The sequence below is a fragment of the Natronorubrum marinum genome (assembly GCF_052040125.1).
Lineage (GTDB): Archaea > Halobacteriota > Halobacteria > Halobacteriales > Natrialbaceae > Natronorubrum.
The window spans coordinates 125,293-151,327 of sequence record NZ_JBPPFV010000003.1 but is presented as its reverse complement, the minus strand read 5'-3'; the positions used below and the strand labels follow the sequence as shown (position 1 = coordinate 151,327).

20 protein-coding genes are annotated in these 26,035 nt (G+C 63.5%); 9 read left to right on the top strand and 11 right to left on the bottom strand.

The genetic code is table 11. The features are described from left to right. Positions 1-116: 116 nt before the first annotated feature. On the bottom strand, positions 117-2,636 hold the full coding sequence (locus ACSFC5_RS16990) for a DEAD/DEAH box helicase (RefSeq protein ID WP_440766434.1): 2,520 nt from the start codon (positions 2,634-2,636) through the stop codon (positions 117-119). A 320-nt stretch (positions 2,637-2,956) separates the two neighbouring features. Next, on the bottom strand, positions 2,957-4,609 hold the full coding sequence (locus tag ACSFC5_RS16985; RefSeq protein ID WP_440766433.1) for an HTTM domain-containing protein: 1,653 nt from the start codon (positions 4,607-4,609) through the stop codon (positions 2,957-2,959). Positions 4,610-4,778: 169 nt separating this feature from the next. Between ACSFC5_RS16985 and ACSFC5_RS16980 the strand changes: the two genes are divergently transcribed. From ACSFC5_RS16980 to ACSFC5_RS16970, 3 genes are all read left to right on the top strand, one after another. Then, positions 4,779-5,285 carry a TspO/MBR family protein gene (locus tag ACSFC5_RS16980; protein WP_440766432.1) on the top strand — a complete coding sequence of 169 codons (507 nt, stop codon included), beginning with the start codon at positions 4,779-4,781 and terminating at the stop codon, positions 5,283-5,285. A gap of 167 nt (positions 5,286-5,452) precedes the next feature. Continuing rightward, positions 5,453-6,388, top strand: coding sequence for an ABC transporter ATP-binding protein (locus tag ACSFC5_RS16975; protein WP_440766431.1), 936 nt, complete (start codon positions 5,453-5,455; stop codon positions 6,386-6,388). Continuing rightward, complete coding sequence (locus ACSFC5_RS16970) at positions 6,385-7,227, top strand: ABC transporter permease (RefSeq protein ID WP_440766430.1); 843 nt, start codon at positions 6,385-6,387, stop codon at positions 7,225-7,227. Before ACSFC5_RS16975 ends, ACSFC5_RS16970 begins: the two co-directional genes overlap by 4 nt. 90 nt (positions 7,228-7,317) lie before the next feature. Here the strand turns inward: ACSFC5_RS16970 and ACSFC5_RS16965 are convergent, their stop codons facing one another. Next, a complete protein-coding gene (locus ACSFC5_RS16965; RefSeq protein ID WP_440766429.1) occupies positions 7,318-7,908 on the bottom strand; it encodes a dolichol kinase in 591 nt (196 codons plus the stop codon). Positions 7,909-8,080: 172 nt separating this feature from the next. Between ACSFC5_RS16965 and ACSFC5_RS16960 the strand changes: the two genes are divergently transcribed. Continuing rightward, positions 8,081-8,479 (top strand): hypothetical protein, encoded by a 399-nt coding sequence (locus ACSFC5_RS16960; protein WP_440766428.1) that lies wholly within the window; start codon positions 8,081-8,083, stop codon positions 8,477-8,479. A 67-nt stretch (positions 8,480-8,546) separates the two neighbouring features. Here ACSFC5_RS16960 and glyS read toward each other — a convergent pair whose 3' ends face one another. Together glyS and ACSFC5_RS16950 are read right to left on the bottom strand one after the other, a co-directional pair. Next, entirely contained in the window at positions 8,547-10,331 is a 1,785-nt protein-coding gene (gene glyS / locus ACSFC5_RS16955; RefSeq protein WP_440766427.1) for a glycine--tRNA ligase, read from the bottom strand. Continuing rightward, complete coding sequence (locus ACSFC5_RS16950) at positions 10,324-11,175, bottom strand: CBS domain-containing protein (RefSeq protein WP_440766426.1); 852 nt, start codon at positions 11,173-11,175, stop codon at positions 10,324-10,326. Before ACSFC5_RS16950 ends, glyS begins: the two co-directional genes overlap by 8 nt. Before the next feature lie 131 nt (positions 11,176-11,306). On the opposite strand from ACSFC5_RS16950, the gene ACSFC5_RS16945 reads away from it, so the two are divergent. The 3 genes from ACSFC5_RS16945 (at position 11,307) to ACSFC5_RS16935 (ending at position 13,235) form a co-directional block, all read left to right on the top strand. Then, positions 11,307-11,468, top strand: coding sequence for a DUF7556 family protein (locus tag ACSFC5_RS16945; RefSeq protein ID WP_440766425.1), 162 nt, complete (start codon positions 11,307-11,309; stop codon positions 11,466-11,468). A gap of 683 nt (positions 11,469-12,151) precedes the next feature. After that, a complete protein-coding gene (locus ACSFC5_RS16940) occupies positions 12,152-12,670 on the top strand; it encodes a DUF7974 family protein (protein WP_440766424.1) in 519 nt (172 codons plus the stop codon). 58 nt (positions 12,671-12,728) lie between these two features. Continuing rightward, on the top strand, positions 12,729-13,235 hold the full coding sequence (locus ACSFC5_RS16935; RefSeq protein ID WP_440766423.1) for a hypothetical protein: 507 nt from the start codon (positions 12,729-12,731) through the stop codon (positions 13,233-13,235). 178 nt (positions 13,236-13,413) lie between these two features. On the opposite strand, the gene ACSFC5_RS16930 is transcribed toward ACSFC5_RS16935, so the two are convergent. The 6 genes from ACSFC5_RS16930 to ACSFC5_RS16905 all read right to left on the bottom strand — a co-directional run bounded on the left by ACSFC5_RS16930 (position 13,414) and on the right by ACSFC5_RS16905 (position 20,090). Further along, positions 13,414-13,569, bottom strand: coding sequence for a hypothetical protein (locus ACSFC5_RS16930; RefSeq protein ID WP_440766422.1), 156 nt, complete (start codon positions 13,567-13,569; stop codon positions 13,414-13,416). A 226-nt stretch (positions 13,570-13,795) separates the two neighbouring features. Beyond that, on the bottom strand, positions 13,796-15,151 hold the full coding sequence (locus ACSFC5_RS16925) for an ABC transporter ATP-binding protein (RefSeq protein ID WP_440766421.1): 1,356 nt from the start codon (positions 15,149-15,151) through the stop codon (positions 13,796-13,798). Further along, positions 15,148-16,362 (bottom strand): ABC transporter ATP-binding protein, encoded by a 1,215-nt coding sequence (locus ACSFC5_RS16920; RefSeq protein WP_440766420.1) that lies wholly within the window; start codon positions 16,360-16,362, stop codon positions 15,148-15,150. The genes ACSFC5_RS16925 and ACSFC5_RS16920 overlap by 4 nt, the downstream gene beginning before the upstream one ends. 2 nt (positions 16,363-16,364) lie before the next feature. After that, the gene (locus ACSFC5_RS16915) at positions 16,365-17,387 is read right to left on the bottom strand and encodes an ABC transporter permease (protein WP_440766419.1); all 1,023 of its coding nucleotides are present in this window, start codon (positions 17,385-17,387) and stop codon (positions 16,365-16,367) included. A 20-nt stretch (positions 17,388-17,407) separates the two neighbouring features. Further along, a complete protein-coding gene (locus ACSFC5_RS16910; protein WP_440766418.1) occupies positions 17,408-18,406 on the bottom strand; it encodes an ABC transporter permease in 999 nt (332 codons plus the stop codon). A gap of 85 nt (positions 18,407-18,491) precedes the next feature. Then, positions 18,492-20,090: an ABC transporter substrate-binding protein gene (locus tag ACSFC5_RS16905; RefSeq protein WP_440766417.1), complete on the bottom strand. Its 1,599-nt coding sequence runs from the start codon at positions 20,088-20,090 to the stop codon at positions 18,492-18,494. A gap of 278 nt (positions 20,091-20,368) precedes the next feature. Here ACSFC5_RS16905 and ACSFC5_RS16900 point away from each other — a divergent pair, with 278 nt between their 5' ends. Further along, a complete protein-coding gene (locus tag ACSFC5_RS16900) occupies positions 20,369-20,788 on the top strand; it encodes a PPC domain-containing DNA-binding protein (protein ID WP_440766416.1) in 420 nt (139 codons plus the stop codon). A 1-nt stretch (position 20,789) separates the two neighbouring features. Further along, positions 20,790-25,904, top strand: coding sequence for a DNA polymerase II large subunit (locus ACSFC5_RS16895; protein WP_440766415.1), 5,115 nt, complete (start codon positions 20,790-20,792; stop codon positions 25,902-25,904). Positions 25,905-26,035 lie beyond the last annotated feature (131 nt).

The window sequence follows — 26,035 nt, the reverse complement described above, 5'->3', positions numbered from 1 at the left end:
CGTCGCGGGGTCCGTCACTGGATGTCCTCGCTGACCGCCTCGTCTCGCTATCGTTTCAGTAGTTCGTGGAAACAGCCGTCCGCTCGAGCGTAAGGGGTCGGTAACTCGGGCGTCGATCAGTTCGACCCCGCGTACTCGGTTCCGATGACCTCCCGCATCCGTTCCGCTGTCACGGCGCCGACGCCGTCGGCCGCCTGCAGTTCGTCCTCGTTCGCGATCATCACGGCTTCGACGGTGCCGAACTCACAGAGTAGCGACCGCGCGGTCACCGGTCCGATCTCGGCGATCGAGGAGACGACGTACTCCTGCTGTTCGGCGACCGTCTTCGCCCCCTTCTCGCCGTGGACCGACACCTCGCGATCGGACGTCTCCTGCTCGCGGCCGGCGATCACCGCGAGCAGTTCGGTCGTCTCGTCTTCGCCGTCGGTTCGCAACACGCTCGCGCCGAAGTCCACGGCCAGACTCGAGAGCGCGCCGCGGATCGCGTTCGGGTGAATGTCCCGCTGTTCGTAGATGCCGTCGCCCTCGACGATCACGATCGGCCGGGAGTAGTGACGGGCCATCGCGCCGACCTGCTCGAAGATCGAGCGGTCGCCGCCGACCAGCGAGTCGACGAAGTCCGCGACGGACTTGCGCTCGACGACGACGCGGTCCGAACAGACGTAGTCGCCGACGTCGAGCGTCTCGAGGCGGATCTCGATCTCCTCGCGCCTCGAGAGATCCCGCGCGATGTTGGCGTCCATCTCGCGCTGGTCGGCGACGATCTCGATCCCGTCACCCTCGGCGTGGGGTTCGTGGGTTTCGACGGAGTCGGCGTCGCCGTCGACGGGTTCGTCCTCGAGTTCGCCGTCCTCGTCGCTCGGTTGCTCGTCTCCAGCACCCGATTCATCGGTACTCGACTCCGAGTTGTCGCTCGAGAAATCCTGCAGCCCGGGCTGTGCCGAAACCCCCTCACTTCCACTGGAAGAATCGCCGACTGCGGTCGAATTTCCGCCGCTTCCGTTCACTTCCGCTTCGCTACCGCCGGCAGCGTCGCCGTCGAAATCCGACAGCGCCTGCTGGGAGTCGTCCAACTCCTCGGCGAGCGTGTCGGCCATCCCCTTTAGCTCGCGAAGTTCGGACTCCATCTCCTTCTCGCGGCGCTGGGAGATCCAGAAGTAGGCCTCGTCGCGGGTGTCTTCGGCCATGAGAACGACGACGCGACCTTCGGACTGGCGGCCCGTTCGTCCCTTGCGCTGGATGGACCGAATCGCGGTGGGAACGGGTTCATAAAAGAGCACGAGGTCGACCTCGGGGACGTCCAGCCCCTCCTCGGCGACCGACGTCGAGACCAGCACTTCGAACTCGGCGGCGCGGAACTGGTCTAACACCTCCTGTTGCTGCTTCTGGGTCATCCCGTCCGATCCCTCCCGGTCGCCCTGGCCGACGAAGCGCTTGGCGTCGAAGCTGTCGTTCAGAAACTCCGTCAGCGCCTCCGCCGTGTCGCGGGACTCGGTGAAGACGATGACTCGTTCGCCGCCCTCGAGCCCAAGCGTCTCGGCCAGCAGCATCCGAGTCTTGCGGTACTTCGGGTGTAGCTGGTCGAAGGACTCGGCCTTGCGCATCGCTTCGCGAACGCGGGGGTCCGAAACCATCCGCTGGCTCGCTTTCGACGCGCCCGAGGATCTGGCCTGGTTGCGCTGGCGGTCGAAGTACCGGCAGACCGCCTCGACGCTCTGGGTCTCGACGAGCGTGACGGCCTGCCGGAGTTTCATCACCTCCGCGTGGACGGACATCCCCTTGAACCCCTCCGACTGGTCGTTGTTGATCAGCTGCTGGAGTTCCGCTCGCATCCGGTTGAGGTCCTTCTGAGACTGATCGGGCTGGGTCGACTTCGCCACGCCGAGTTCCTTGAGTTTCTCTAAGCGGTCTGTGATCACCTCGTTCAGCGCGTCGCGAATTTCGATGACCTCCTCGGGGAGGTCGATGCGTTCCCACTCGACGTCGGTGTCGTGGGTGAACTCGCTGACGTCGGCGTCCTCCTCGGTCATCACCTCGACGTCCTGGATGCCGAGGTTCGCACAGACCTCGAGGATGGCCTCCTCGTCGCCGCCGGGAGAGGCCGACATCCCGGTCACGAGCGGCTGGCTCGCGTCGGCGTGGTAGCGCTCGGCGATGTAGTTGTACGCGTAGTCGCCAGTCGCGCGGTGGCACTCGTCGAAGGTGAGGTGGGTGACGTCGGACAGCGAGATTCGGCTTCCGACGAGGTCGTTCTCGATCACCTGCGGCGTCGCCATCACGACCGTCGCCTGCTCCCACGTCTCGGCGCGGTCGTCCGGGCTCACGTCGCCGGTGAAGACGACGATCTCCTCGTCGGGGATCTGCAGCGCCTCGCGGTAGAAATCGGCGTGTTGCTGGACGAGCGGCTTGGTCGGCGCGAGCATTAGCGCCTTGCCGCCGACCTCCTCGAGTCGGCGCGCCGTGACGAGCAGGCTCACCGTCGTCTTGCCCAGGCCGGTCGGGAGACAGACGAGCGTGTGTCCGTTCGCGGCCGTGCCGGCGAGTTTCAGCTGGTAGAGTCGGCGCTCGAGGAAGTCGGGCTCGAGGAGTGGATGCTCGATGGAGGGGATCTCTGTGCCCTCGTCCGTTGCTGCCATTGGCTGTGGTTCATCGTCGGCGTGAATAAGGGTTCTCGTACCGTAGCGGAAGTGAAATGCCGCGCTGTTCGAGGAAGGTCGTCTGTTCGTGCCACCAGGGGACAACGATTTTGACGCAGTACCGAATACTGTCACTCATGGATAAAGATGTTCGTAGTGGGGCCGGACTCTGGAGCGAGACCGACGCGGCACAGAGAGCCAGAGCGGCACGGAACGCGATGAAACGACAGATCGGCGATCGATGATCGCCCCGGGGCAACGGTGCGTTCGCTACCGGTTGAACGACGGGCGATCCTCACTGCCGCACGTGTCGAACCGCCTCACTCCGGCGGCTCGATCACTTTCGGCTCGTTGTCGCCGCAACCGTGGCGGTAGATCCCGAGGTACTCCCGGTCCCGATTCTCCGGGTCGGTAATCGTCTCGTACGTCACGTCCTCGTGGACCGCGTACATGTTGACGTACGCGAGTTCCTCGCCGTGGTCGTCCGCCCAGATCTCGCAGACGTGCTCGAACAGGTGGTCGGGAACCGCGTTCTGGACGCTGCCGCGGCGGACGCTGTTCATGTAGAACCGGTAGCGATAGGTGTCGTACTGCTTCTGTAACTGGCCGTCGTGGGGTCGCTCGTAGGTCAACGGTCCCTCGGTGTAGGCGTCGACTACCTCGCCATGTTCGGTTTCGGCGGGGAAGACGTAGTAGCGGTCCGTCGTCCGCGGATCCGGTCCGGCGAAGACGCCCCAACCGATGGGTTGATCGATGCCGAACCTCGAGGCGGTCGATTCGATCCGACTGACGCCCCTCGTCTCGGCGAGCGTCTCCTGGACCGTCCCCTCGACCCGATCTTCCATCGGCTGGTCGCTTTCGTCGTCGGCCAGCGCGGCGCCGACGTTGAACACCATGACGGCCGCGACGAACAGGAGCGTGACGACGACGGCGCCGAGCGCGAGCGTGTAGGCGCGGCCGCGGATCCGCACCGCTCGGTCGGAGTCCAGTCGATAGCTCGGGAAATAGGTGGCTGCCCGCCCGAGCGATGCGGCGCGAGCGGAGAGTCGCTCGAGATCGATCCCCGCGTACCGTCCCAGCCGCTGCAGATCCTCCCAGAACGGCGTCTGGAAGAAGACGAGCAGTCCCGCGAGCGCGACGTAGGGGAACGCGCCGATGCGAACCGAAATGGCAAACGAGAGGTGACCGGCCGCGAACAGCCCGATCAGGGGGTATCGCCAGCGGCCGGGGAGGAGGATCAACAGCGGCGAGCAGACGAGGATGGTAAACCAGATCAGGCCGCCGAGTTCGAGCAACGTCGGAACCTGACGGATGGTGTCGCCTAGCAGGAAGGTAATCTCGTCGATGCCGAGCACCAGCGGCGCGGCGTCGCCGCTCGTCCAGACGTCGGACTGGGATTTGATGAGCCCGTTCGTGAAGTACATGTAGACCATCTGGCCCATGATCAGCGCGGTCGCGGCGTTCGCGACGACCGATCTGGGCTCGCGACCGGCGTGGACGGCGTCGACCGACCAGCGCTCGCCGAGTGGCAGAAAGACGGCCCAGAACAGCAGCAGTCGAAAGAGCGTGTCGGCGTAGCTCAGCACGAACGGGTTGTGGTGGTCGAGCGAGACGACGAACAGGAACGTCAACACCGTCGCGAGTCGCGTCTTGTAGCCGACGATCAACTGGACGGCGATCAGCCCCTGGAGGACGAACAGGGCCGCGATCAGCGTCGGATCCGTCGTCAGGTGATAGACCGAGAACGGATCGCTCGCCGAGGCCTCCAGCACCAGCGACCGCGGGGCGACGCCGTCGTCGGTGTAGAAGTACCGGAAATTCCGCGACCGGAGCAACAGGTCCGCGACGACGAGCAGCCCCACGAAGATCCGGAAGACGGCCAGCGTTCGCGTGTCGATCTGGACGCGCCGGTGGAGAGCGGTTCGGAGCCGGCGTCCCGACTCGAGGAGGGCGGGACGGAAAGCGGGACCCATCTGTCAACGTGATTCTAACCGAACACTATAGGCATTTCTATTAGGGGAGTCACCGTCCGAAACCGTTCGGACCGGTCGCAACGGGACACTTCGCGCGTGCTGATCGCGTCGGTATCGTTCCCGTACTCGACGGCACCAGCGCTTTCCGGACTCGAGTCGTACGCGCGCTATGGTCGCCGACTTCGCCCGCGTCACGCGTCGACTCCCCGATCGCGATCCGCTGCTTCAGGCCGTCGGATTCGTGCTCGCGATCAACCTGATCGGGAGTCTCCCCGGGGTTCTCTCGTCGCCCGATACGTCCTGGTTTCGGAGCCTCACGAAGCCGTGGTTCTACCCGCCCGGAATCGCGTTTCCGATCGTCTGGACGGTAATCTTTACCCTCCTCGGCGTCGCCCTGTGGCTCGTCTGGCGCAGCGACTCCTCGGGTCGACGGCTCGCATTCGGCCTGTTCGGCGTACAGATGGTATTCAACGTCGCCTGGACACCGGCATTCTTCGCCCTCGAGGCGCCGCTGGTCGCCCTCGGCATCATCCTCGTCCTCTGGGGCCTGATCGTCGCGACGATCGCTTCCTTCCGTCGGGTCGACCGTCGCGCGGCGGCGCTGCTCGTGCCGTATCTCGCGTGGGTGACGTTCGCGACGGTGCTCAACTTCGAGATCTGGCGACTGAACGCCTGATTCGAATTTTCGCTGCCGACCGGCGACCTCGATTCGTCGGCCGTTTCAACTGTGGACGTCGATTCGCCACCGCCGACGGACGTTCGACCCGTTCGTTCTCGAGGGAGGTCGGCCGAACGACCGGACTGATCAAAAAGTTAATGATTGACTGCTGAGATGACCGCTGTATGACCGCGATCGAACTTCGCGGCGTGACCAAACGCTACCATCGACGCGGTCTCTTTGGTAGTCGCTCGGTCACTGCCCTCCACGACCTCGATCTCACCGTTCAATCCGGCGAAGTCTTCGGATTTTTGGGCCCGAACGGTGCCGGAAAGTCGACCACGATCGACATTCTGCTCGACTACGCCGCCCCGACCGAGGGCTCGGTTCGCGTCCTCGGTCGCGACGTCGCCACCGAGAGCACCGCCGTTCGCCAACGCGTCGGCGTTCTCCCGGACGGCTACGGCCCGATCGGCGAGCGAACGGGCCGCGAGCACGTGACGTTCGCCATCGACGCGAAAGACGCCGACGACGACCCCGACGACCTCATAGAGCGCGTCGGCATGCGCGGCCCGGACACGTATCCCGTCTCGGAGTACTCGAAGGGAATGGTACAGCGACTGATGCTCGCGGTCGCGCTCGTGGGCGAGCCGGACCTGCTCGTGCTGGACGAGCCCTCGACCGGCCTCGATCCCAACGGCGCGCGAACCATGCGCCGGATCGTCCGCGAGGAGAACGAGCGCGGGGCGACCGTCTTCTTCTCGAGTCACATCATGGAACAGGTCGAGGCGGTCTGCGATCGCGTCGCGATTCTCGACGGCGGCGAACTCGTCACCGTCGACACGATCGACGCGCTGCGGGCGTCGACCGGCGGCTCGTCGACCGTGACGATCGAGCTGTCGTCGGTTCCGGACGACACGGTTGCACGCGTCCGCTCGCTCGAGGGCGTCACCGGCCTCAAAACGGACGGCTCGACCGTGGTCGTCGCTTGCGACGACGCCACGAAGGCAGCCGTCATCGCCGCGTTCTACGATTCCACGGCGGATGTCCGAAACGTAACGACGGACGAGACGTCGCTCGAGGAGCTGTTCGAGAGCTACACGCGGGGTGTCGCCCAGTGAGCGCCGGCAGGGCCCTCGCACTGTTCGTCCGCGAGGACGTTCGCGACACCGTCCGCGAGCGGCAGTTGCAGTTGCTGGTCGCGATCTTCGCCCTCCTCGGGCTCCTCGTGACGTACGCCGCCGATCAGTCGGCGTCGGCGCTGTCCGGAAGCCGGCCGGAACTGATCCCCGCGGTGCTCCCGCTGTTCGCGATGCTGGTACCGCTGTTAGTGCTCGGCTTCTTCGCCTCCGCGCTCGTCGAGAGGCGAACGGCAGGGTCGCTCAAAATCCTGCTCGGGCTCCCGTTCTCCCGACGAACGGTCGTCGTCGGAACGTTCCTCGGCCGGAGCGTCGTCGCCTGTACGGCGGTGTTCTCCTCCTTGCTCGTTACCGCCACGCTGGCGCTGCTCCTCGACGTCACCGTCGACCCGGGTAGACTCGTCACGGTATCGCTGGTGCTCGCGCTGCTCGGCGTGACGTTCACCGCCATCGCCGTCGGTATCTCGGCCGTCGTTCGGACGACAACTCGAGCGACGGTCGCCGCGTTCGGCGTTTTCGTCCTCTTTTTCTTCGGACTCTGGTCGTCGCTCCCCCAGGCCGTATTGTACGTCCGCCACGGCTTCTCGCTTCCCGACGCGACGCCGGAGTGGGTCGACGTCGTCGCGGCGGTGAACCCGGTCGCTGCGTACACGAACCTGCTCGCCGGGCCGTATCCGGACCTCAACAGCGGGGCGTTCATCCAGCCGCCGTCCGAGCCGGCGGTCTACGAACGGCCGTCGGTCGCGCTCGCGGTACTCGTCGGCTGGATCGTCGTCACGATCGGCGTCGGCTACTGGCGGTTCCAGGCGACCGATCTCTGATCGCTCTCGACGGTGCCGGTTTCGTCTCATCTCGTCGCTTCGGGTCGCCTCGAGAGCGTCTCGAGCAACATCGGAACGCTTTGACCTCGATCAGACCGGACCGAACTCGAGGACGACCCACGCCAACAGCCCCGCGTAGATCGGGATCGTCAGGTTGTCGTCGACGATGTAGTCGCCGATCCGGACCTTGACCCCGTCGGCGATAGTCGCCCCGACTGCGGCCGCGAGGACGGCGAGCGGGGTCTCGTAGAGGAACGGCGCGGCGATGATCGCGCTGACGACGAACATCGTGACGAGCACTTTCGGCCCCTTGACGAATTTGAGGCTGTCGTCGGAGACGGCGCCGCTGATCGGGTCGCCGAGCGCGAGCATCAGCATTGCGGGCAGCGCAATCGCCGGCTCGAAGAGCAACACGGCTACGGTCATACTGACCATGTAGTAGCCGTAGCCCGCGAACTGGTCTTGCTCGTAGTCTCGCGTCAGTTTGTCGTAGATCTGCCAGTCGAGTCCGACTTGGAGCCGGAGGAACTCGAGGCCGATCGTGCCGACGGCGAGAGCGACCATCAGGACCTGAAACCGGGACCACGTCAGCCCGAGTTCGAAGTAATCTGCGAGGAGGTAGAGGGCGACGAGACCCGCCCCGCTCGAGTGGACGAGTCGTCGCTTCAGTTCGTCAGCCATCACGTTTCCCCTCGGACAACGGGACCTTCAGTCCGTCGGTTGTGTGCGCCGCGGGGTCGTCGGTTGTAGTCATCGGTGCGCCCTCAAGCGATCGGCCGAAGCCGGTTCCGGCGGAGATGTTGACAAACCGATAGCTATTCGGTCCAGCCGCGATAATCGGGACTCGAAAAGGATGCAACACTGCTACGGGTTCTTTCCGAATCGACCGCCGACAAAGAGCGATCTCGTGGGCGCCGTTTGTGGTGTTCTCCTCGCGGCGCTCAACGCGTCCACTGTCCACGACTGGCGCTGGGTCGCCGTCGGAGTCGTCATCGGTGCGATCGTGCTGGGACCGCTCGCTCAGTCGCCGATCGGTCGGCGGATCGAATCGGCGACCCGCGATCTCGGGCCGGATGGACGCATTCTCGTCATCGCAATCGGAATCGTCGCCGTGCTAGTGTTCCTGTTTCTGCCGCCGATCCCGGGCGAAATCGCGGTCGACGGTATTGTCGGCGTCATGATCACGGTCCCGCTCTACGTTCTCGGTCACGTGCTCGTCGCTCGTGATCTCGGCGACTGGAGCCCGGACTGAGACGGAGTGTCGTGCGTCGTTTCCGATGCGATGGCGACCCGTCTGCGGCAGAAACTGAACCGAACCGCTACAGCTCCTCGAACTCGAGGTCGCCTTCCCGAATCTCGGCCAGCGTCTCCGCCAGCCCCTCAACCGGCAGGCGCTTCTGGTTAGTCGTGTCTCGCTCGCGAACCGTGACAGTCGTCTCTTCATCTTCTACCGTCTCGTAATCGACCGTCACGCAGAACGGCGTGCCGACCTCGTCCTGCCGGCGGTAGCGTCGACCGATGTTGCCCGAGTCGTCGTACGTGATCGAGAGCCCTTCCTTGCGCAGGTCGGCGACGATTTCGTCGGCCTGGGCCTCGAGTTCTTCGTCGTTCTGGAGCGGGAAGACGCCCACGAACGTCGGGGCGACTTCTGGCTCGAGGTCCAGATACGTTCGCTCCTCGCCGTCGACCTCGTCCTCGCGATAGGCGTGGTGGAGGACGGTGTAGACCAGCCGATCCACACCGAAGGAGGGCTCGACGACGTGGGGGACGATGTGCTCGCCGGCCTCGGTCTGTTCCTCGACCGAAAAGCCGGTCTTCTCGACGGGGAGTTCGTGGGTTTCACCCTCGAGGTCGATTGCGACGGTGTCGCCGTCGAAGGCGCTTCGATCACGGCCGGCGAGGGACTCGAGTTCATCGACCACGTCCTGAGCCGCGCCGCCGAACTCCGGCCCGAGATAGCTCATGTCGGGGTCGACGGTGGCGCGTTCGACCGTTTTGGGCTCGTCGTACTGCTTGAAGACGGTGAAGCGGTCACCGGAGTGTTCGGCGTGTTTCGAGAGGTCGTAGTCGCCGCGGTAGGCGAAGCCGGCCAGCTCGATCCAGTTGCCGTCGATCTCGCCCTCTGCGTCCCAGCAGTCGCTGGCGTAGTGGGCGCGCTCGCCCGAGAGGTGCTGGCGGAACCGAAACCGGTCCATGTCGACGCCGACCGCGTCGTACCACGGCTTGGCGACGCCGAGGAAGTACGCGACCCACGGACTCGCGATGACGCCCTCGGAGACGGCCGCGCCGATGGTCGTCTCGATCTCGTCGCCGTCGTCTTTGTTCTGCTCGCTGGCCGGGTAGAGCGTGACTTCGACGTCTTCGACGCTCGAGAGGTCCGGCTCGTCCTCCTCGGGGTCGACGAAGTACTCGAGTTCGGCCTGCGTGAACTCTCGGGTTCGGATGATCGAGCGCCGGGGGCTGATCTCGTTGCGGTAGGCGCGGCCGACCTGGGTCACGCCGAACGGAAGCTGATTTCTGGCGTACTCCTTCAGCCGCGGGAACTCGACGAAGATACCCTGTGCGGTCTCGGGACGCAGGTAGCCGGGCTGGGAGTCGCCGGGGCCGATGTTCGTCGCGAACATCAGGTTGAACGCCTCGACGGCCTGGCCGGCGAGGCCGGCGCCGCAGGACGGACAGACGAGCTGGTGTTCGGCGATGACCTCCTCGACTTCCGGAATGGGGAGGCTCTCGGCGTCTTCGTACTCCGTGTTGTCCTCGACGACGTGGTCCGCGCGGTGGCTCTCGCCGCACTCCGGACACTCGACGAGCATGTCGTCGAAGCCGTCGAGGTGGCCCGAGGCTTCGAACACTGGTTCGGGCATGATCGTCGGCGCGTCGATCTCCATGTTCCCCTCCGCGACGGCGAAGCGGTCGCGCCAGGCGTCCTCGACGTTGCCCTTCAGGGAGGCACCCTGCGGACCGAACGTATAGAAGCCGCCGACGCCGCCGTACGCGCCGGAAGACTGGAAGAAGTAGCCCCGTCGCTTGGCCAGTTCGACCAGTTGCTCGCTCGTCGATTCGTCCGTCGTCGCCGTCGTCTCCGCGCGTTCGTGTTCACTCATAGAGCGCCTCCAGAAGATCGACGTCACAGACGATGCCGACCAACTGCTCGCCCGTGAGCATTGGAATCTGTTCGATATCGTTGCTGATCATCTGCTGGGCGGCATCCTGAACCGACGCCTGGGCCGAAACCGTCACCACGTCGCCGCTCATAAACTCGCTGACCGGACCGGTCGGGATCTCGATGTCCCGCGTCGGCAGGTAGCGACTCCCGACGCCTTTGATCCCCTCCCAGGACCACTCCGAGTCCTGATCCGGGAAGTTGTCGCCCGTCTCCTCTTCGCCCTCGACGATGCGAGCGACGTCGATGATGTCGACCTCCGTGAGGACGCCGCTCATCTTGCCCTCCTCGTCCAGCGCGACGGTGTAGGGAACGTTCGCGTAGTACAGTTCGCGCTCGGCGACCGGGAGCGGTGCGCCCTCGTAGCTCGTGTTCACGTCCGTGCTCGCGTAGCCCTCGACCGTGCCGTCGGTCTCCTGGTCACCCGTCGCGATCGCGTGGATCACGTCCGTCACGGTGACGATTCCTTCGAACTCCCCGTCTACGACGGGGACGCGGCGCGCGCCCTCGTCGACCATCAGTCGCGCGACGTCCTCGAGCGCGGTGTCGGCCGTCGTCGTTGGCACGTCCTCCATCAGCATGACGAGCTGGTCCTCGTCGGGCTGTTCGATCAGCACGTCCCGCGAGACGAGCCCGCGGTACTCGAGGCCGTCGTCGGTCGATTTGACGACCGGGACGGAGGAGAACGACTTCTCCTGGAGGTACTCCAGGACGTCAGAGCGGGTGCCTGGAAGTTCGACGGTGACCACGTCCTCGCGGGGCGTCATGGCGTCGGCTACGTTCATATCACCACGGTACGGCGAAAATGAGTATAAACCCAGTGTTTCGTACGCCCGCGATAACGGGTATCGATCAGTCGGCTGGCGAGATAGTCCGATTCGACGAGTTTATATGTGAGTGGGAGACACTCTCATACATGGCGACGAACCCCCACGCCATGACGTCCGACGACACCGTCGTCGGTTCGATCGACTCGAGTAGCTCGAGTACTGACTACGTCATCGCCGATATCTCGGCCGACGGTGCCTGGCTTTCGATGCGGGTAGACGACGCGCCGACACTTCCGGCCTGGCGATAACTGGGGGTGGGGAAAAACAGCGGACGGCTCAAAACGCCCATTTTGCTCTGATTTCGATCGTGAACTCCAGTCAGTACTACTAAAAACCGGTGTTATCGCCCCCGATTCGGCGTATACACGTGCGTATTGAGCTTAGTCGCCGGGAGACGTTTGCGGAGTCGATGGTGTCTCAGTAGCAGGGTTGTTCGGAGACTCATGGGCAAGTGCCACACCAGCATATACGCCACCGAGCCAGATACTACCGAAAAGGACCACTACTGATAGGTCATCGGAGAGGAGTCCGCTATTTGGCGTGAGAAGCATCAGTATGGGCCCCAGTACACCGATGAGAGTGTACCAAAACTTCGAGTGAACACCAGACCATCTGGTTCGATATTCGGGATATGCAAGATAACCGTACCCCGCAATTGCCGAAGCAACTGCGATACTACCTCCGATCCACAAGTCTCCACGCTGTACACCGAATAGATACCCAAGAACGGCACCGATTCCGATACCGACAAGCGCCGGGAACCAAGACTTCATACGGTCCGATAGTTGTGTGAACGATAAATAGTTCGTCCATACTGAACGCTCTTTCGCGAGCGGTCGTGCGATCGGCACGAGTTCGACCGCGACGGACTCATCGCACGAACTGTCGTACGGCCCCACAGTTTAGTGGGTGAGCGTTGGACTGCCACTCGATGGTCGGTCCGCAACCGCGAGACGAGCGAGGGACCGATGCGGACGACGAGTTCGGATTCCGGACCGACGACTCCCGGTACACGGTAGCGACGTTCCTCGCCGCGCTCGTGCCGACGGCGCTCGCCCGGCGGTCGATCGCCGTCTCGATCGACACCGACCGCGACGTCTACGAGCGCGACGAACCAGTCGAGATCACGGTCGTCTTCAAGAACCGCTTCCCGCTGCCCGTCTCGATCCCGACGCCCCGACAGCGCCGCTGGGGGTGGACGTTCGACGGCGAACTCGAGGCCAGCGACGAGCGCCGGTACACCCGCAGTCGCCCCTCCGAGTTCCGGTTCGGCGGCGGCGAGCGCAAACAGGTCACGTTCACCTGGAACGGCCGCCTCGAGCGCACGACGGATCGCGGCATGGATGAATCAATCGTGCCCGACCCCGGCGAGTACGAACTCCGTGCGTTCGTCGCGACTCACGACGACCGCTATCAGCCGAGCGACGCGACGACGATCCGACTCGAGTAGTCGTCGTCCGGTTCCCGCCACCAGTAATCGTTTGGGTATGTGTGTCGTAGTCGCATACATGTCCCTCGAGCAGGTGTTTGCCCGGCTGCCGAACCCTAGTTCGCACGCTTTTCCGGACTACTCGCTCCCGCGCGGCGAGCCGGTCTTCCCAATCGCAGTCACCAACGAGGAGCTCTCGACGCTCCTCGCGTTGTACGAGACGTTTCGGCGCGTCGATCCGACCGGGATCGACTCGAACCCGATGCTCAAGGCGGCGACGACGTTCATGCAGCAGTCGTTCGGCGTCCCGCAGTACCGGCCGGACGAGCAGTTGGCGGACGACATCGCGGCGCTGCTCAACGACTTCTCGGACGACCTCGGCGGGCGAGCGCTGGGCGTGGTCGACGCGACGCCGGATCACCACCGAACGCTGTACTTCTTCCTGGTCAGCTCTCGGGGCTATCACGCCGCGCCCCATATCCAGTTCGAGCCCGACGAGGCGGCCGTCGAAACGCTGTACGATGTGTATCAGCGAGTGGTCGAACAGGATGTCTACCTCAAACATCCGGCGTCGGTACTCGAGTGAGTGAGTATTCGTCTTGAACGATGTCTCGTCGGCATCGAACCGGCGTACTCGGTCGATTGTCGGCTACCGTGCGATCAGGAGTCGTCCCGAATGACCCGATCCGGAGCGATCGCTACGCGGCGTCGAGGTGAGTGGAAAAGGGAGACTGCGTCCGCGAGTCAGGACCATCGGTTCGTCCTCACCCGGTGAGGAAGCCGCCGGGTGGAATCTGTCCCGATGGGCTGTCGTCGTCGGTCTCCTGATCCCCGCCGAACTGCGGGGAGTGTTCGATCGTTCGTCGTGCCTTTGCGACTCGTCGGGTGCCTGCCGTGACGGTGGCGAGTATCTTACTCATACAAGAGTAAAAAGACGCGGCACGCATATAAGTATTTCCGAGATGAAAGATTGTGTTAGTCGTGCGTCGACAACCACAGGATCGACTATATCCCTAACGGGCGCTTCAGAGCTCCTCGATGCGAATAAGTGCCGAATATTCCAGACAGACGTTCGAGTCACGAGGTCATTCCACAAACATACAAAAATAGACAAAACGGGTAATGCGCCGTTCGAAACTGGCCCGATTACCGGTGCAGGTGACACGCCGCGAAGTGCGTTCCCGACCCGTGTTCGGACTCGAGGTCGTAGGCTGGTCGTTCGCGCGCACAGATGCTCCGTTCGGCGAAGCGCTCGAGCAGGAGGTCGGTGGCCTCCTCCCAGTTTTCCTCGACCTCGTCGTCGTCGCTGTCAGGGTCGCGGGCCCCGCCCTTTCGATCGGTCGCGATCAGTTCGATTGCCTCCCCGATGATTTCGCCGGCCCCACCGCGTGGCAACTCGCCGTCGAAGAACTCTCGGCGAATCTCGGCGGCAGGCATCGGTTCGAACGTCCGTCGCTTGACCGCGCGCATGAACGCCCGCGTGTGCGCCCACTCCTCCTCGCCGATCTCGTACTCCGCTGGGGCGATCAGCCGCGGACAGCGCGTCCGGAACCGACAGCCCGAGGGCGGATCCTGCGGGCTCGGCACTTCGCCCTCGAGGACGCCTCGAACCCCCGACTGTCTCGGATCGGGGACGGGTATCGACTCGAGCAACGCGTTCGTGTAGGGATGTTGGGGGTTCTCGAACAGCTCTTCCTTCTCCGCGAGTTCGACGATGTGACCGAGATACATCACCGCGACGCGATCCGAAATGTGGCGAATCACGGAGAGGTCGTGGGCGATGAAGAGGTAGGTCAGGCCGAACTCCTCCTGGAGTTCCTCCATCGTGTTCATCACCTGCGCTTGGATGGAGACGTCGAGCGCGGAGACGGGTTCGTCACAGACGACGAAGTCCGGATCGACCGACAGCGCACGCGCGAGGTTGATCCGCTGGCGCTGGCCGCCCGAGAAGGCGTGGGGGTAACGGTTGTAGTGGCGCGGATCGAGCCCGACCTTCTCGAGCAACTCCTTCGCGCGCGCCTCGCGTCCCTCGTCGTCGAACATGTCGTGGGCACCCATTGGCTCCTCGATGATCTGGCCGACCTTCATCCGCGGATCCAGCGAGGACTGTGGGTCCTGGAAGATCATCTGAATCTCCGAGCGCTTCTGGCGTAGTTCCTCGCCGCTCAAGTCGGCCAGATCGTCGCCCTTGAAGCTGATCGTCCCGTCGGTCGGATCGAGCAGCCGCAGGATCGTCCGTCCGAGCGTGCTCTTCCCGCAGCCTGATTCGCCGACCAGCCCGAGCGTCTCCCCCTTCTTGATCTCGAAGGTGACGTCGTCGACGGCCTCGACCCGATCCACGCCGACGCTCACCGGCGGGAACTGATCGGTCTCGAGGTTGACGCCCGCGAGCAGTCCCGAGTCGGCCGCGAAGTGCTTCGTCAGGCCGTCGACCTCGAGGAGCGTCTCGCCGTGAGCGATATCGCTCTCGCCGAAGCCGATGGGGTCGTCGGGCGTGCTCATCGTTGCGAGTCACCTCCGCCACTCGAGTCTCGACCCTGGGTACGCCCACCGTCCGTCGAGGCTTGTTCTTCCTCGACGGCCGACTCCGCGCTCGCGTTCTCCTCCGTCCCCGTCTCGCCGATTCGAGTCTCGGCCTCGTCGCCCGCCTCGAGCGGCGCGCTCTCCTCGTAGCCCACGTCGAAGACGTCGTGTTTCACGCAGGCCGCGCGATGGGGATGACCGTCGGCGCGGTCGATTTCGAGCGTCTCCGGATGGACGCGGGTACAGACCTCGCGCGCGTCGGGACAGCGGGGGTGGAACCGACACCCCGAGGGCGGGTTGATCGCCTCAGGCATCACGCCCTCGATGGGGTCGAGTTCGTCGACGGTCCGGTCGGGCCGGGGCATCGAGTCGAGCAGGGCGTCAGTGTAGGGGTGTTTGGTGTCGTAGAACAGTTCGTCCACCGGCGCCTGTTCGATGATCTCGCCGAGGTACATCACGTTCACCCGGTCGCAGATCTCGGCGACGACGCCCATGTCGTGGGTGACCCAGATGAAGCTCGTGTCGTAGCGATCCTGGAGGTCGTCGACGAGATCGAGGATCTGGCCCTCGACGGTGACGTCCAGGGCGGTCGTCGGCTCGTCGGCGATGATGAGGTTCGGCTCGCAGGCCAGCGCCATCGCGATCAGCACGCGCTGGCGCATCCCGCCCGAGAACTGGTGGGGATACTCCTCGTACCGGTCCTCGGGATCCGGAATCCCGACCTCGCGGAGCATCCGAATCGCTTCGACCTTCGCCTCGTCTTTCGAGAGGTCGCGATTGATCTCGATGAACTCCCGGAGCTGGCCCCCGACGGTAAAGACGGGGTTGAGCGACTCCATCGGGTCCTGGAAGATCACCGCGATCTCTCGACCGCGAATCCGCTCGCGCATCTCGGATTTCGAGAGCATGTCGTCTCGCTCCCGAAGTTCGCCGTCGGGACCTTCCTCGAGGCCGAAGATGGTCTCGCCTTTGTAAGTGATCTCGCCGCCGACGATCTCGCCTGGCTCTTCGATCAGCCGCAGCAGGCTCATCGAGGCGACCGATTTACCAGCGCCCGACTCGCCGACGAGTCCGACGATTTCGCCCTCGTTGACCTCGAAGGAGATGCCGTCGACGGCCCGGACGGTCCCGGTTTCGGTGAAAAACTGTGTCTTCAGGTTCTCGACGCGAAGGAGTGGTTCGGAGCTCATAGTTAGTTCTTGATCCGCGGATCGAGCGCGTCCTGCAGCCCGTCGCCGAACAGGTTGAATCCCATAATGGTCACGAGGATCGCCAGGCCGGGCCAGATCGACAGCCAGATGTTCGAGTGCATGTACCGCCCGTGAGCGATCCGGAGCATCTCTCCCCAGTCGGGCGTCGGCGGCTGGGCGCCGTAGCCGAGAAAGGAGAGGCCGGCGACGATCAGGATCGTGACGCCGATCTGCAGCGTTGCGTACACCATCACGGGTGCGAAGCTGTTCGGGATGACGTGTCTGCGGATGATGTTGCGGTCCTTTACCCCTGCAGCGCGGGCGGCCTCGATGTAGTCCATCTCCCGGACGGACAGCACCCGACTGCGGATGATCCGAGCGAACACCGGAATGAAGGCGATGCCGACGCCGATCACCGCGTACTGGATGTCCGGGCTCCCGCCGCTGACGAAGACGGTGAAGACGATGATCAGCACGAGCGGCGGAATCGCGTACACCGTCTCGATCGATCGCATCAGCACGTCGTCCACCCAGCCGCCGTAGTAGCCCGCGATCGAGCCGATGATCGTCCCGCCGATCAGTCCGATCGCCGTCGCCGCGAGCCCGACGCTGACCGACACTTGCGAGCCGTAGACGATGCGGGTAAAGTAGTCGCGGCCCTGCGGATCGGTCCCGAGCGGCTGGGAGAGCGTCCCACCGTCGAGGAACATCGGCGGTTGATTCGGGTTCCCTTCGCCCGGCGGCGGGATCCGCGTCGGATGGTCGAAAAACGGGAGCGCCTGCGCGGCGGTGTAGTCCGATAGCGCACCAAACGTCAGCCGCGAGAGATTGCTATCGATCGCCGCGAACGCCGCGACGAAGATGACGAACGCGACGATGTACAGCCCGATTCGGGCGGTCGCGTCCCGCTTGACTTTCTTCAGCGTGTAGCGCCAGCCGACGCGCGCCTCGACCTCCTCGTCGGCCGATCCGCCTTCGGCGGCGCCCGGTTCCTGGTCCTCGAGTTGTGATTCGGTCGTTGCCATGTGTTATATCCCTCCCATCATCAGTCATGCTCCCCGTAGGTCACGCGCGGATCGATGTACGCGTATGAGATGTCCGTGATGACGACGCCGATGACGAACAGGAAGCCGAGCACCATCGTGATCCCCATCACCAGCTGGTAATCGAGTTGCTGTATCGCCTCGACGAACAGCCGTCCGATCCCGTTGATCGCGAAGACGGTCTCGACCAGGACGGCGCCGCCGAGTGCCGTCGACAGGTTGAGCCCGACGATCGTGATGATCGGCAACTGGGCCGACCGGAAGGCGTGTTTTCGGAGGATCGTCCGCTCGGGGACGCCGTACGCGCGAGCTAACTTGACGTACTCTTCCTGTAGCGACTCGATCATCTGGGTTCGCTCGACTCTCATCAGCGTCGCCATCTGCAACGTTCCCAGCGCGATCATCGGCAGTATCAGGTGTCTGATCGTCTCGGTCCAGTGCTCGAGATAGCTGCCGTGGCCGGCCGCTTCCGGCGGTTGCCACGGGTAGACCAGCCCCGCCGACGGCAGGACGCCGAGTTTGACCGCGAAGACGATGATCAGCATGATGCCGATCCAGAACGAGGGCGTGCTGACGCCGATCAGCGCGACGATCCGCGAGATGTGGTCGGTCGGCTCGTTTCGGCGCTTGGCCGCGATGACGCCGAGCGGAATCGCCGTGACGAGCGCGAACAGGTACGCCGACAGCACCAGCAGGAGCGTCGGTCCGGTCCGCTCGAGTATGAGCTCAGAGACCGGTCGTCGACGGTGGATGCTGTAGCCGAGGTCACCCTGGACGAGTCCGGTCATGTAGTTCCAGTACCGGACGTGCAGCGGCTGATCGAGTCCGTAGCGCTCTTCGATCGTCCTGATGAGCTCCTCGTTGACCTCCTGGCCCTGGAGCATGAGCCGGACCGGATCGCCCGGTGCCAGATTCGCCAGAACGAACGTAATCACGGAGATCCCGATCAGGACGGGGATCGCCTGTAGCAGTCGGTAGATCGTGTATCGGAGCAGTCCCATGCGTGTATCCTGCGTCTGAGATTCGTTTGGTTATCGCCCGTCCCTGAAACCGATCGCGAGCAGGGTTTATCTCCCCGAGGTGGTCCTATCCGTCATCGATGGAGACGTTGTTCTCGTCGGAGACGAGTTGCGGATTGGACGCGACGGCCGGATGCGGTTGCAGATCCCGTACGTAGTCCTGGGTCGCGATCGTGTTGTGCGGCGAATAGGCGGCCATCACCGGGACCTCTTCGACGATCTCGTCGACTACGTCGATGTAGAGTTCGCGACGGTCATCTTGATCGACGGTCTCGCGGGCTTCCATGATGTTGTCGTGGAAGTCGTCGCTCCCCTCGTAGAAGTGACCCTGCGAGATCCCCTCGTTGTCCTCGTGGAACAGGTTGTAGAGGTAGACGTCCGGGTCGGGGCCGCCGGTCCAGCCGAGAATGTACATCTCGTAATCGTCCGCATCTCCGGTAACGTAGGTCTCGCCGAGCGTCGCGAAGTCAAGACTCTGGACTTCGGCGTCGTAGCCGAGTTCGTCCAGTCGGGAGGCGATCAGTTCGCCGAGTGCGATACGGACGTCGTCCGGCGGAACGATGATCGTCGGATTCCAATCGTCTGGCGCGGCTCCGTCGAGTAATTCCTGTGCTTCGTCCGGATCGTATCCCGGCGACATGTCCGCCCAGTCGTCCGTCGGGAAGTCCCAGCCGAGTTCGTCGACGAGCGGCGGAATCGGTGACTCCAGCGGGACGGCACTATCGCCCAGATTCTGGTTGACGAACTCGTCGATCGAGAACGCGTGGGCGACGCCCCGTCGAACGTCCGGATCGGTCGTGCCGCCGTCGTTGCAGTTGAACGCGACGTACATGTAGGACGGGCTTTCGGTCCGGTGGACCTCGATACCCTCCTCACCCTCGATCTGGTCCCAGTCCTCGGGCGGCACGGTCGCGATGGCGTCCGTGTCGCCCGCGAGAATCTGTGAGACGCGGCCGGCGTCGTCCTCAGCCGCTTCGAACCGGACGGACTCGAGTTCCGGCGCGGGGTCGTCCCAGTAGTCGTCCCAGGCCTCGAGTTCGACGTACTCGTCGGAGGTCCAATCCTCGAACGTGAACGGACCCGACCCCACGGGGTCCGTAATGTACGTGTCGCGGTCGTCCTCCCGAACCTCCGCGTTGACGATGTTGGCAACCAGTTGCAGTTCGGTAAACGCCCCGTACGGGAACTCGAGGTCGATCTGGACGGTCTGTTCGTCGACGGCTTCGGTGTTGTCGACGTCGACCATCTGAAAGGTCGGCATGTTCTGGGTCTCTTCCTCAACCGGTGCCGTCAGGGTGTGGACGACGTCCTCGGCGGTGACGGGATCGCCGTTGTGGAACTCCGCACCGTCGACGAGTTCGACGATGTAGCGTTCCCCGTCGCGTTCCTCTTCCGGCTCGCCCGCTGCGAGTTTCGGTTGGGGATCCAGATTGAAATCGTACTCGTACAACCCGTCGTAGACGAGGTTGTTGATCTGGGCGCTGTAGGCGTCGAACGTGATGACCGGATCGAACTCGCCGTCCGGACTTACTTCCTGGGTATAAAGGAGACCGTCGTCCCCGGGCCCTTCATCCCCACCGATACAGCCGGCAACCACGGCTGCACTGACCGCTGCACCTGATGCAAGCAACCGCCGTCGTGTGGCGGTGAACTGATCGTGTACCATCCCGCGAACAAACACCACTCATGTATATTGGTAGCAGGGAGCTAGAACTTCCCCAAGCGAATTTTACCGCATCCATAATCTAACAAATAGCGACACAGTAATATAATCAAGATGACTGCTGGGAAAACTCAACTAGATTCGATGGACAATACTGCAAGCAGGTGTACAGCGTCCGCCCGCGTTGATCATCTTCTGCGGATCCGACACAACTGTTCACATCGGGGGACAGTCCATGCCAGACCGGAGCCATTTTTGTGGTGGCGACGTTGATAGCTGGTATGAACTACAGGGCGGTCGAGACGGAATCGGAGTATGTCGCCCGCCTCGAGACCGGCGCCGACTGGCGGGCCGAAATCGAGTCGCTCGCGAACGAAGTCGAGGCCGACGCGGCCTGGTTTCAGGCCCTCGGAGCGGTCCAGGACGCCGAAATCTGGTTTTACGACCAGGACGACTGCGCCTACGAGGCCGTCGAATTCGACGAGCCGCTCGAGGTCGCCAGCTGCGTCGGTAACGTCTCTTGGCTGGATGGCGAACGGTTCGCGCACACCCACGCGGTCCTCTCGGATCCCGACGGCGACGCCCTCGCGGGTCACCTGAACGAGGCGACGGTCTGGGCGGGCGAACTCTACATGCGCGTCTTCGCCGACGAACTGGTGCGCGAGTACGACGAGACCACCGAACTCGACCTTTGGCTCTGACATGCGCGAGGAGGACACCCGGTACTTCCAGCGACTCGAGTCCCAGTTAGACGAGGCGTTCGACGTCGCCGAGCGCGCCAAAGAACGCGGCGCGGATCCCGAACCGGAGGTCGAGATTCCGGTCGCCAAGGACATGGCCGACCGCGTCGAGAACATCCTCGGGATCGACGGCGTCGCCGAACGCGTCCGCGAACTCGAGGGCGAAATGTCCCGTGAGGAAGCCGCCCTCGAACTTGCGAAGGATTTCGCGGAGGGTCGCGTCGGCGATTACGAGACGAAAGCGGGGAAGATTGAAGGGGCGGTTCGGACCGCGGTCGCCCTGCTGACCGAGGGTGTCGTCGCCGCCCCCATCGAGGGAATCGACAGGGTCGAAATTCTCACAAACGACGACGGCACCGAGTTCGTCAACGTCTACTACGCCGGCCCGATCCGTTCTGCGGGTGGGACAGCACAGGCCCTCTCCGTCCTCGTGGCGGATTACACGCGAGCGCTCGTGGGCATCGAACAGTACAACGCGCGCCAGGACGAGATCGAACGCTACGCCGAGGAACTCGCCCTCTACGACAAGGAGACCGGCCTCCAGTACACGCCGAAGTCGAAGGAGGCCAAGTTCATCGCCAAGAACCTCCCGATCATGTTAGACGGGGAGGCGACGGGCGACGAGGAGGTCTCGGGCTTTCGCGATCTCGAGCGCGTCGACACCAACAGCGCCCGCGGCGGGATGTGTCTCGTCATGGCCGAGGGGATCGCACTCAAGGCCCCGAAGATCCAGCGCTACACCCGGAATCTCGACGAGGTCGACTGGCCGTGGCTGCAGGACCTGATCGACGGCAACTACGCCGACGACGAAGGGGATACGGCCGACGAGGAAGGCGAGGACGGAGAGGACGGTGCGGACGCGGACGAGAGCGGCGATGCGGCAGACGACAGCGAGGACGGCGACGACGAAACGGACGGCCCGCCGCGAGCTGAGCCATCGGGGAAGTTCCTCCGGGATCTGATCGCCGGCCGGCCAGTCTTCTCCCACCCCAGCGCGGAGGGGGGCTTTCGGCTTCGGTACGGTCGCGCACGCAACCACGGCTTCGCGACCGGTGGCGTCCACCCCGCGACGATGCATCTGGTCGACGACTTTCTGGCGACCGGGACCCAGATCAAGACCGAACGGCCCGGGAAGGCCCACGGCGTCATCCCCGTCGATAGCATCGACGGCCCGACGGTCAAACTGGCGAACGGCGACGTCCGCCGGATCGACGACCCCGAGGAGGCCCTCGAGATCAGAAACGGCGTCGAGAAGATCCTCGATACCGGCGAGTACCTGGTCAACTACGGCGAGTTCGTCGAGAACAACCACCCGCTCGCCCCGGCCTCCTACGTCTACGAGTGGTGGATCCAAGACATGGCGGACGCCGGTGCAGACACGCAAGCCCTCGAGGACGACCCCCGAATCGATCTCGAATTCCCCGACGCCGACGAGGCCCTCGAATGGGCCACGGAGTACGACGCGCCGCTGCATCCGCAGTACACCTACCTCTGGCACGACATCTCGGTCAAGACGTTCTGCGATCTCGCGGCGACCGTCGCCGACGGCCGCGTCGAGAACGACGCCGACGGCGACGGGACGCTCGTGATCGAGTACGGCGAGTCGACCGCCGTCGCGCTCGAGACGATCATCATCGAACACCGCCAGCGGTCGGACGAGGGCCGGATCGAGATCGACGACTGGCGGCCGTTCGCCCGCACGCTGGGGTGTGAACCCAGACGGGCCGTCACCGACGGGGCTGCACTCGATGCCGACGGGCGGGATGGGACGCCCAGCGTCGAACTCGAGCGCACCTGGAGCGACGACGATCTCTCCGAGCGCGCCCGAACGTGGGGCCACGAGACCGAGGGCGACAACGCCATCGAGGCGGTCAACGAGGTCGCCCCCTTCGCGGTTCGCGAACGTTCTCCGACCCGAATCGGCAACCGAATGGGCCGGCCCGAAAAGTCCGAGCGCCGGGACCTGAGTCCGCCCGTCCACACGCTGTTCCCCATCGGCGAGGCCGGCGGCGCACAGCGCAACGTCGCCAACGCGGCCAAACACGCCGAGACGATGTCCGACACGCCCGGCGTCGTCGAGGTCCAGATCGGCCGCAATCGCTGTCCGGACTGCGAGACGGAGACGTTCAAGAACCGCTGTCCCGACTGCGAGGCCCGGACAACCCCCGACTACCGCTGTCCCGACTGTGATACCCGGATCGAACCGGACGAGGCCGGCCGCGTCGAGTGCGGTCACTGCGAGCGCGAGGCCACCTGCGTCGAGAACATCGAGGTCGACATCCATGAGGAGTACCGCGACGCCCTCGAGTCGGTCGGCGAACGGGAGAACGCCTTCGAGATCCTGAAAGGCGTCAAGGGGCTCTCCTCGAACACGAAGGTTCCCGAACCGATCGAGAAAGGGATCCTGCGGGCCAAACACGACGTTTCGACGTTTAAGGACGGCACCGTCCGCTACGACATGACCGACCTGCCCGTCACGGCGGTCCGGGCCACCGAACTCGACATCGACGTCGGCCAGCTGCAGGCGCTGGGCTACGAGGAGGACATGCGCGGCGACCCCCTGACCCACGAGGACCAGCTGGTCGAACTCAAAGTCCAAGACATCGTCCTCTCGGACGGCGCGGCCGAGCACATGATGCAGACCGCGGACTTCATCGACGACTTACTCGAGCAGTACTACGGCCTCGAGCGGTTCTACGAGATCGACGACCGACAGGAACTCGTCGGCGAACTGGTGTTCGGAATGGCGCCGCACACGAGCGCGGCAACCGTCGGAAGAGTGATTGGTTTCACGAGCGCGGCGGTCGGATATGCGCATCCGTACTTTCACGCCGCGAAACGCCGGAACTGTTTCCACCCGAAGACGAAACTCTGGTATCAGGACGAATCAGACGCATGGCACCACGAACCGATTGAAACACTCGTCGAACAACGATTAACGGATCCCGAGGAAGACGACTTCGGAACGCTCGTGCAGGATGTCGAGGGTCTCAGCGTTCCGTCAGTCACCGCTGATGGAACACCCGTCGAACAACCCCTCGAAGCAGTTTCGAAACATCCAGCCCCCGACCATCTCATCCGGATAGAAACGCGGAGCGGCCGAACACTGAACGTAACTCCAGATCACACGTTCAGACGGTGGTCTCCTTCCGGATTAGCGTCTGTAGACGCTCGAGAACTCTCGGCCGGTGACGAACTTCCGACACCAAAATCGATCGAATTCGAAGGGACAGCGAAATCGTTCGATTTGCTGGAAGCGTTTATCGACGCAGATGCAGTCCCGAACGAATCGCTCACCATTCGTGGCCTCGGCTCCGACCGGATCAAAACACTACTCAACGACGCAACTCCGGAACAGGCGTATCTTAAGCCGGTCGCAGAACGACTGAAACTCTCTCAATCGACGGTGTACAACTGGGTGAATCGAGATAGCATTCCGGTTGCCCCACTCCTTTCGATATTCGGCAAGGCGGATCTTATCGAGCGAATTCCGGAGGACGTTGCACTCGGTATGAAACGAGATACGGCGACTATTCGTCGCCACTTCGAGATCGACGAAACTGTCGCAACAGTGCTCGGCTACTACGCTGCTGAGGGGTTCACCCGTCGTGAAAACGGCTCGTTCTATCAAACCACGATCTGCACACCTGATGAGGTGCCTCGGGATGAGATTGTTCGCGCATTCAGAGACAGCCTGTCGATCGACGCCTTCGAAGAGAACGAGTGGAAAGTGACGGTTTCGAGTCGTCTCGTTTCGACGCTATTCGCAGATGTACTCGAGCTCGGGTCGGGCGCGGAGGACAAACAGATTCCCGATTTCGTCCTCGATAGCCCACGTCCTCACCTGCGAGCGTTCCTGGCGGCTTATTTCAGCGGTGACGGAAGTACATCCAGCGAGCGAATCGAGATCCGCGCAACGACGGTAAGCGACGATCTCGCAACTGACCTCGTTGCAGCATTGAAACGCTTCGGGATTGCAACGAAAACCTATCGCGAAACACGCCGTCCGACTACTGGTGTAGTTGCTGAATTCTACAGTGACGAGGAAGAGACTCCTGAATTCGAGTCGCAGGTTCTCAAAATCACGTCTGAAAACGCGGCCCGGTTCGCCGACCGTATTGGATTCCATCTCGACCGGAAGCAGGAAACGATCGAATCCGTTCTCGAGACGACAGAGCTACGCACGCAGCGTCTGCTCGCTGACGGCGGTGAAATCTGGTTCGACGAAGTCACCTCAGTTGAAATCATTGAGAGTGATATCGAACATACGTACTGTCTTACTGTCCAGGAAACGAACACACTAGTTGCAAATGATGTATTTGTCGGCCAGTGTGACGGCGATGAAGATTGCGTTATGCTCCTCATGGACGGCCTGTTGAACTTTAGTCAAAGCTTTTTGCCAGATCAACGTGGCGGTAAGATGGACGCACCCCTCGTCATGTCCTCCCGCATCGACCCCTCCGAGATCGACGACGAGGCCCACAACATGGACATTGTCTCGCAGTACCCCCGCGAGTTCTACCTCGCGACTCTCGAGCAGGCCGACCCCGAATCCGTTGAGATCCAGATGGGCGAGGACACCCTCGGAACGGACGGCGAGTACACCGGCTTCGAGCACACCCACGACACCACCGACATCGCGATGGGCCCCGACCTCTCGGCGTACAAGACGCTGGGGTCGATGATGGACAAGATGGACGCCCAACTCGAGCTCTCGCGCAAACTCGAGGCCGTCGACGAGACCGACGTCGCCGAGCGAGTCATCGAGTATCACTTTCTGCCGGACCTCATCGGGAATCTCCGCGCGTTCTCCCGGCAAGAGACCCGCTGTCTCGACTGCGGCGAGAAGTTCCGCCGGATGCCCCTGACCGGGGACTGTCGGGAGTGTGGCGGCCGCGTCAACCTCACGGTCCACAAGGGCTCCGTGAACAAGTACATGCAGACCGCGATTCAAGTCGCCGACGAGTACGACTGTCGGGACTACACGAAACAGCGCTTGGAGGTGCTCGAGAAGGCCCTCGAGAGCATTTTCGAGAACGATAAGAACAAGCAAAGTGGGATCGAGGATTTCATGTAAAACAAACTTTTGCTCTGCATGCGGTCGCTTCGCGACCGCATTCGGCAAAACTTTGATGAAAAGCACTCCTCCTTCCGTTCCGGCCGCTCGGCGGCCTCCACATCAGTCGCCGGCCCGCTCGAGAGCGCCTT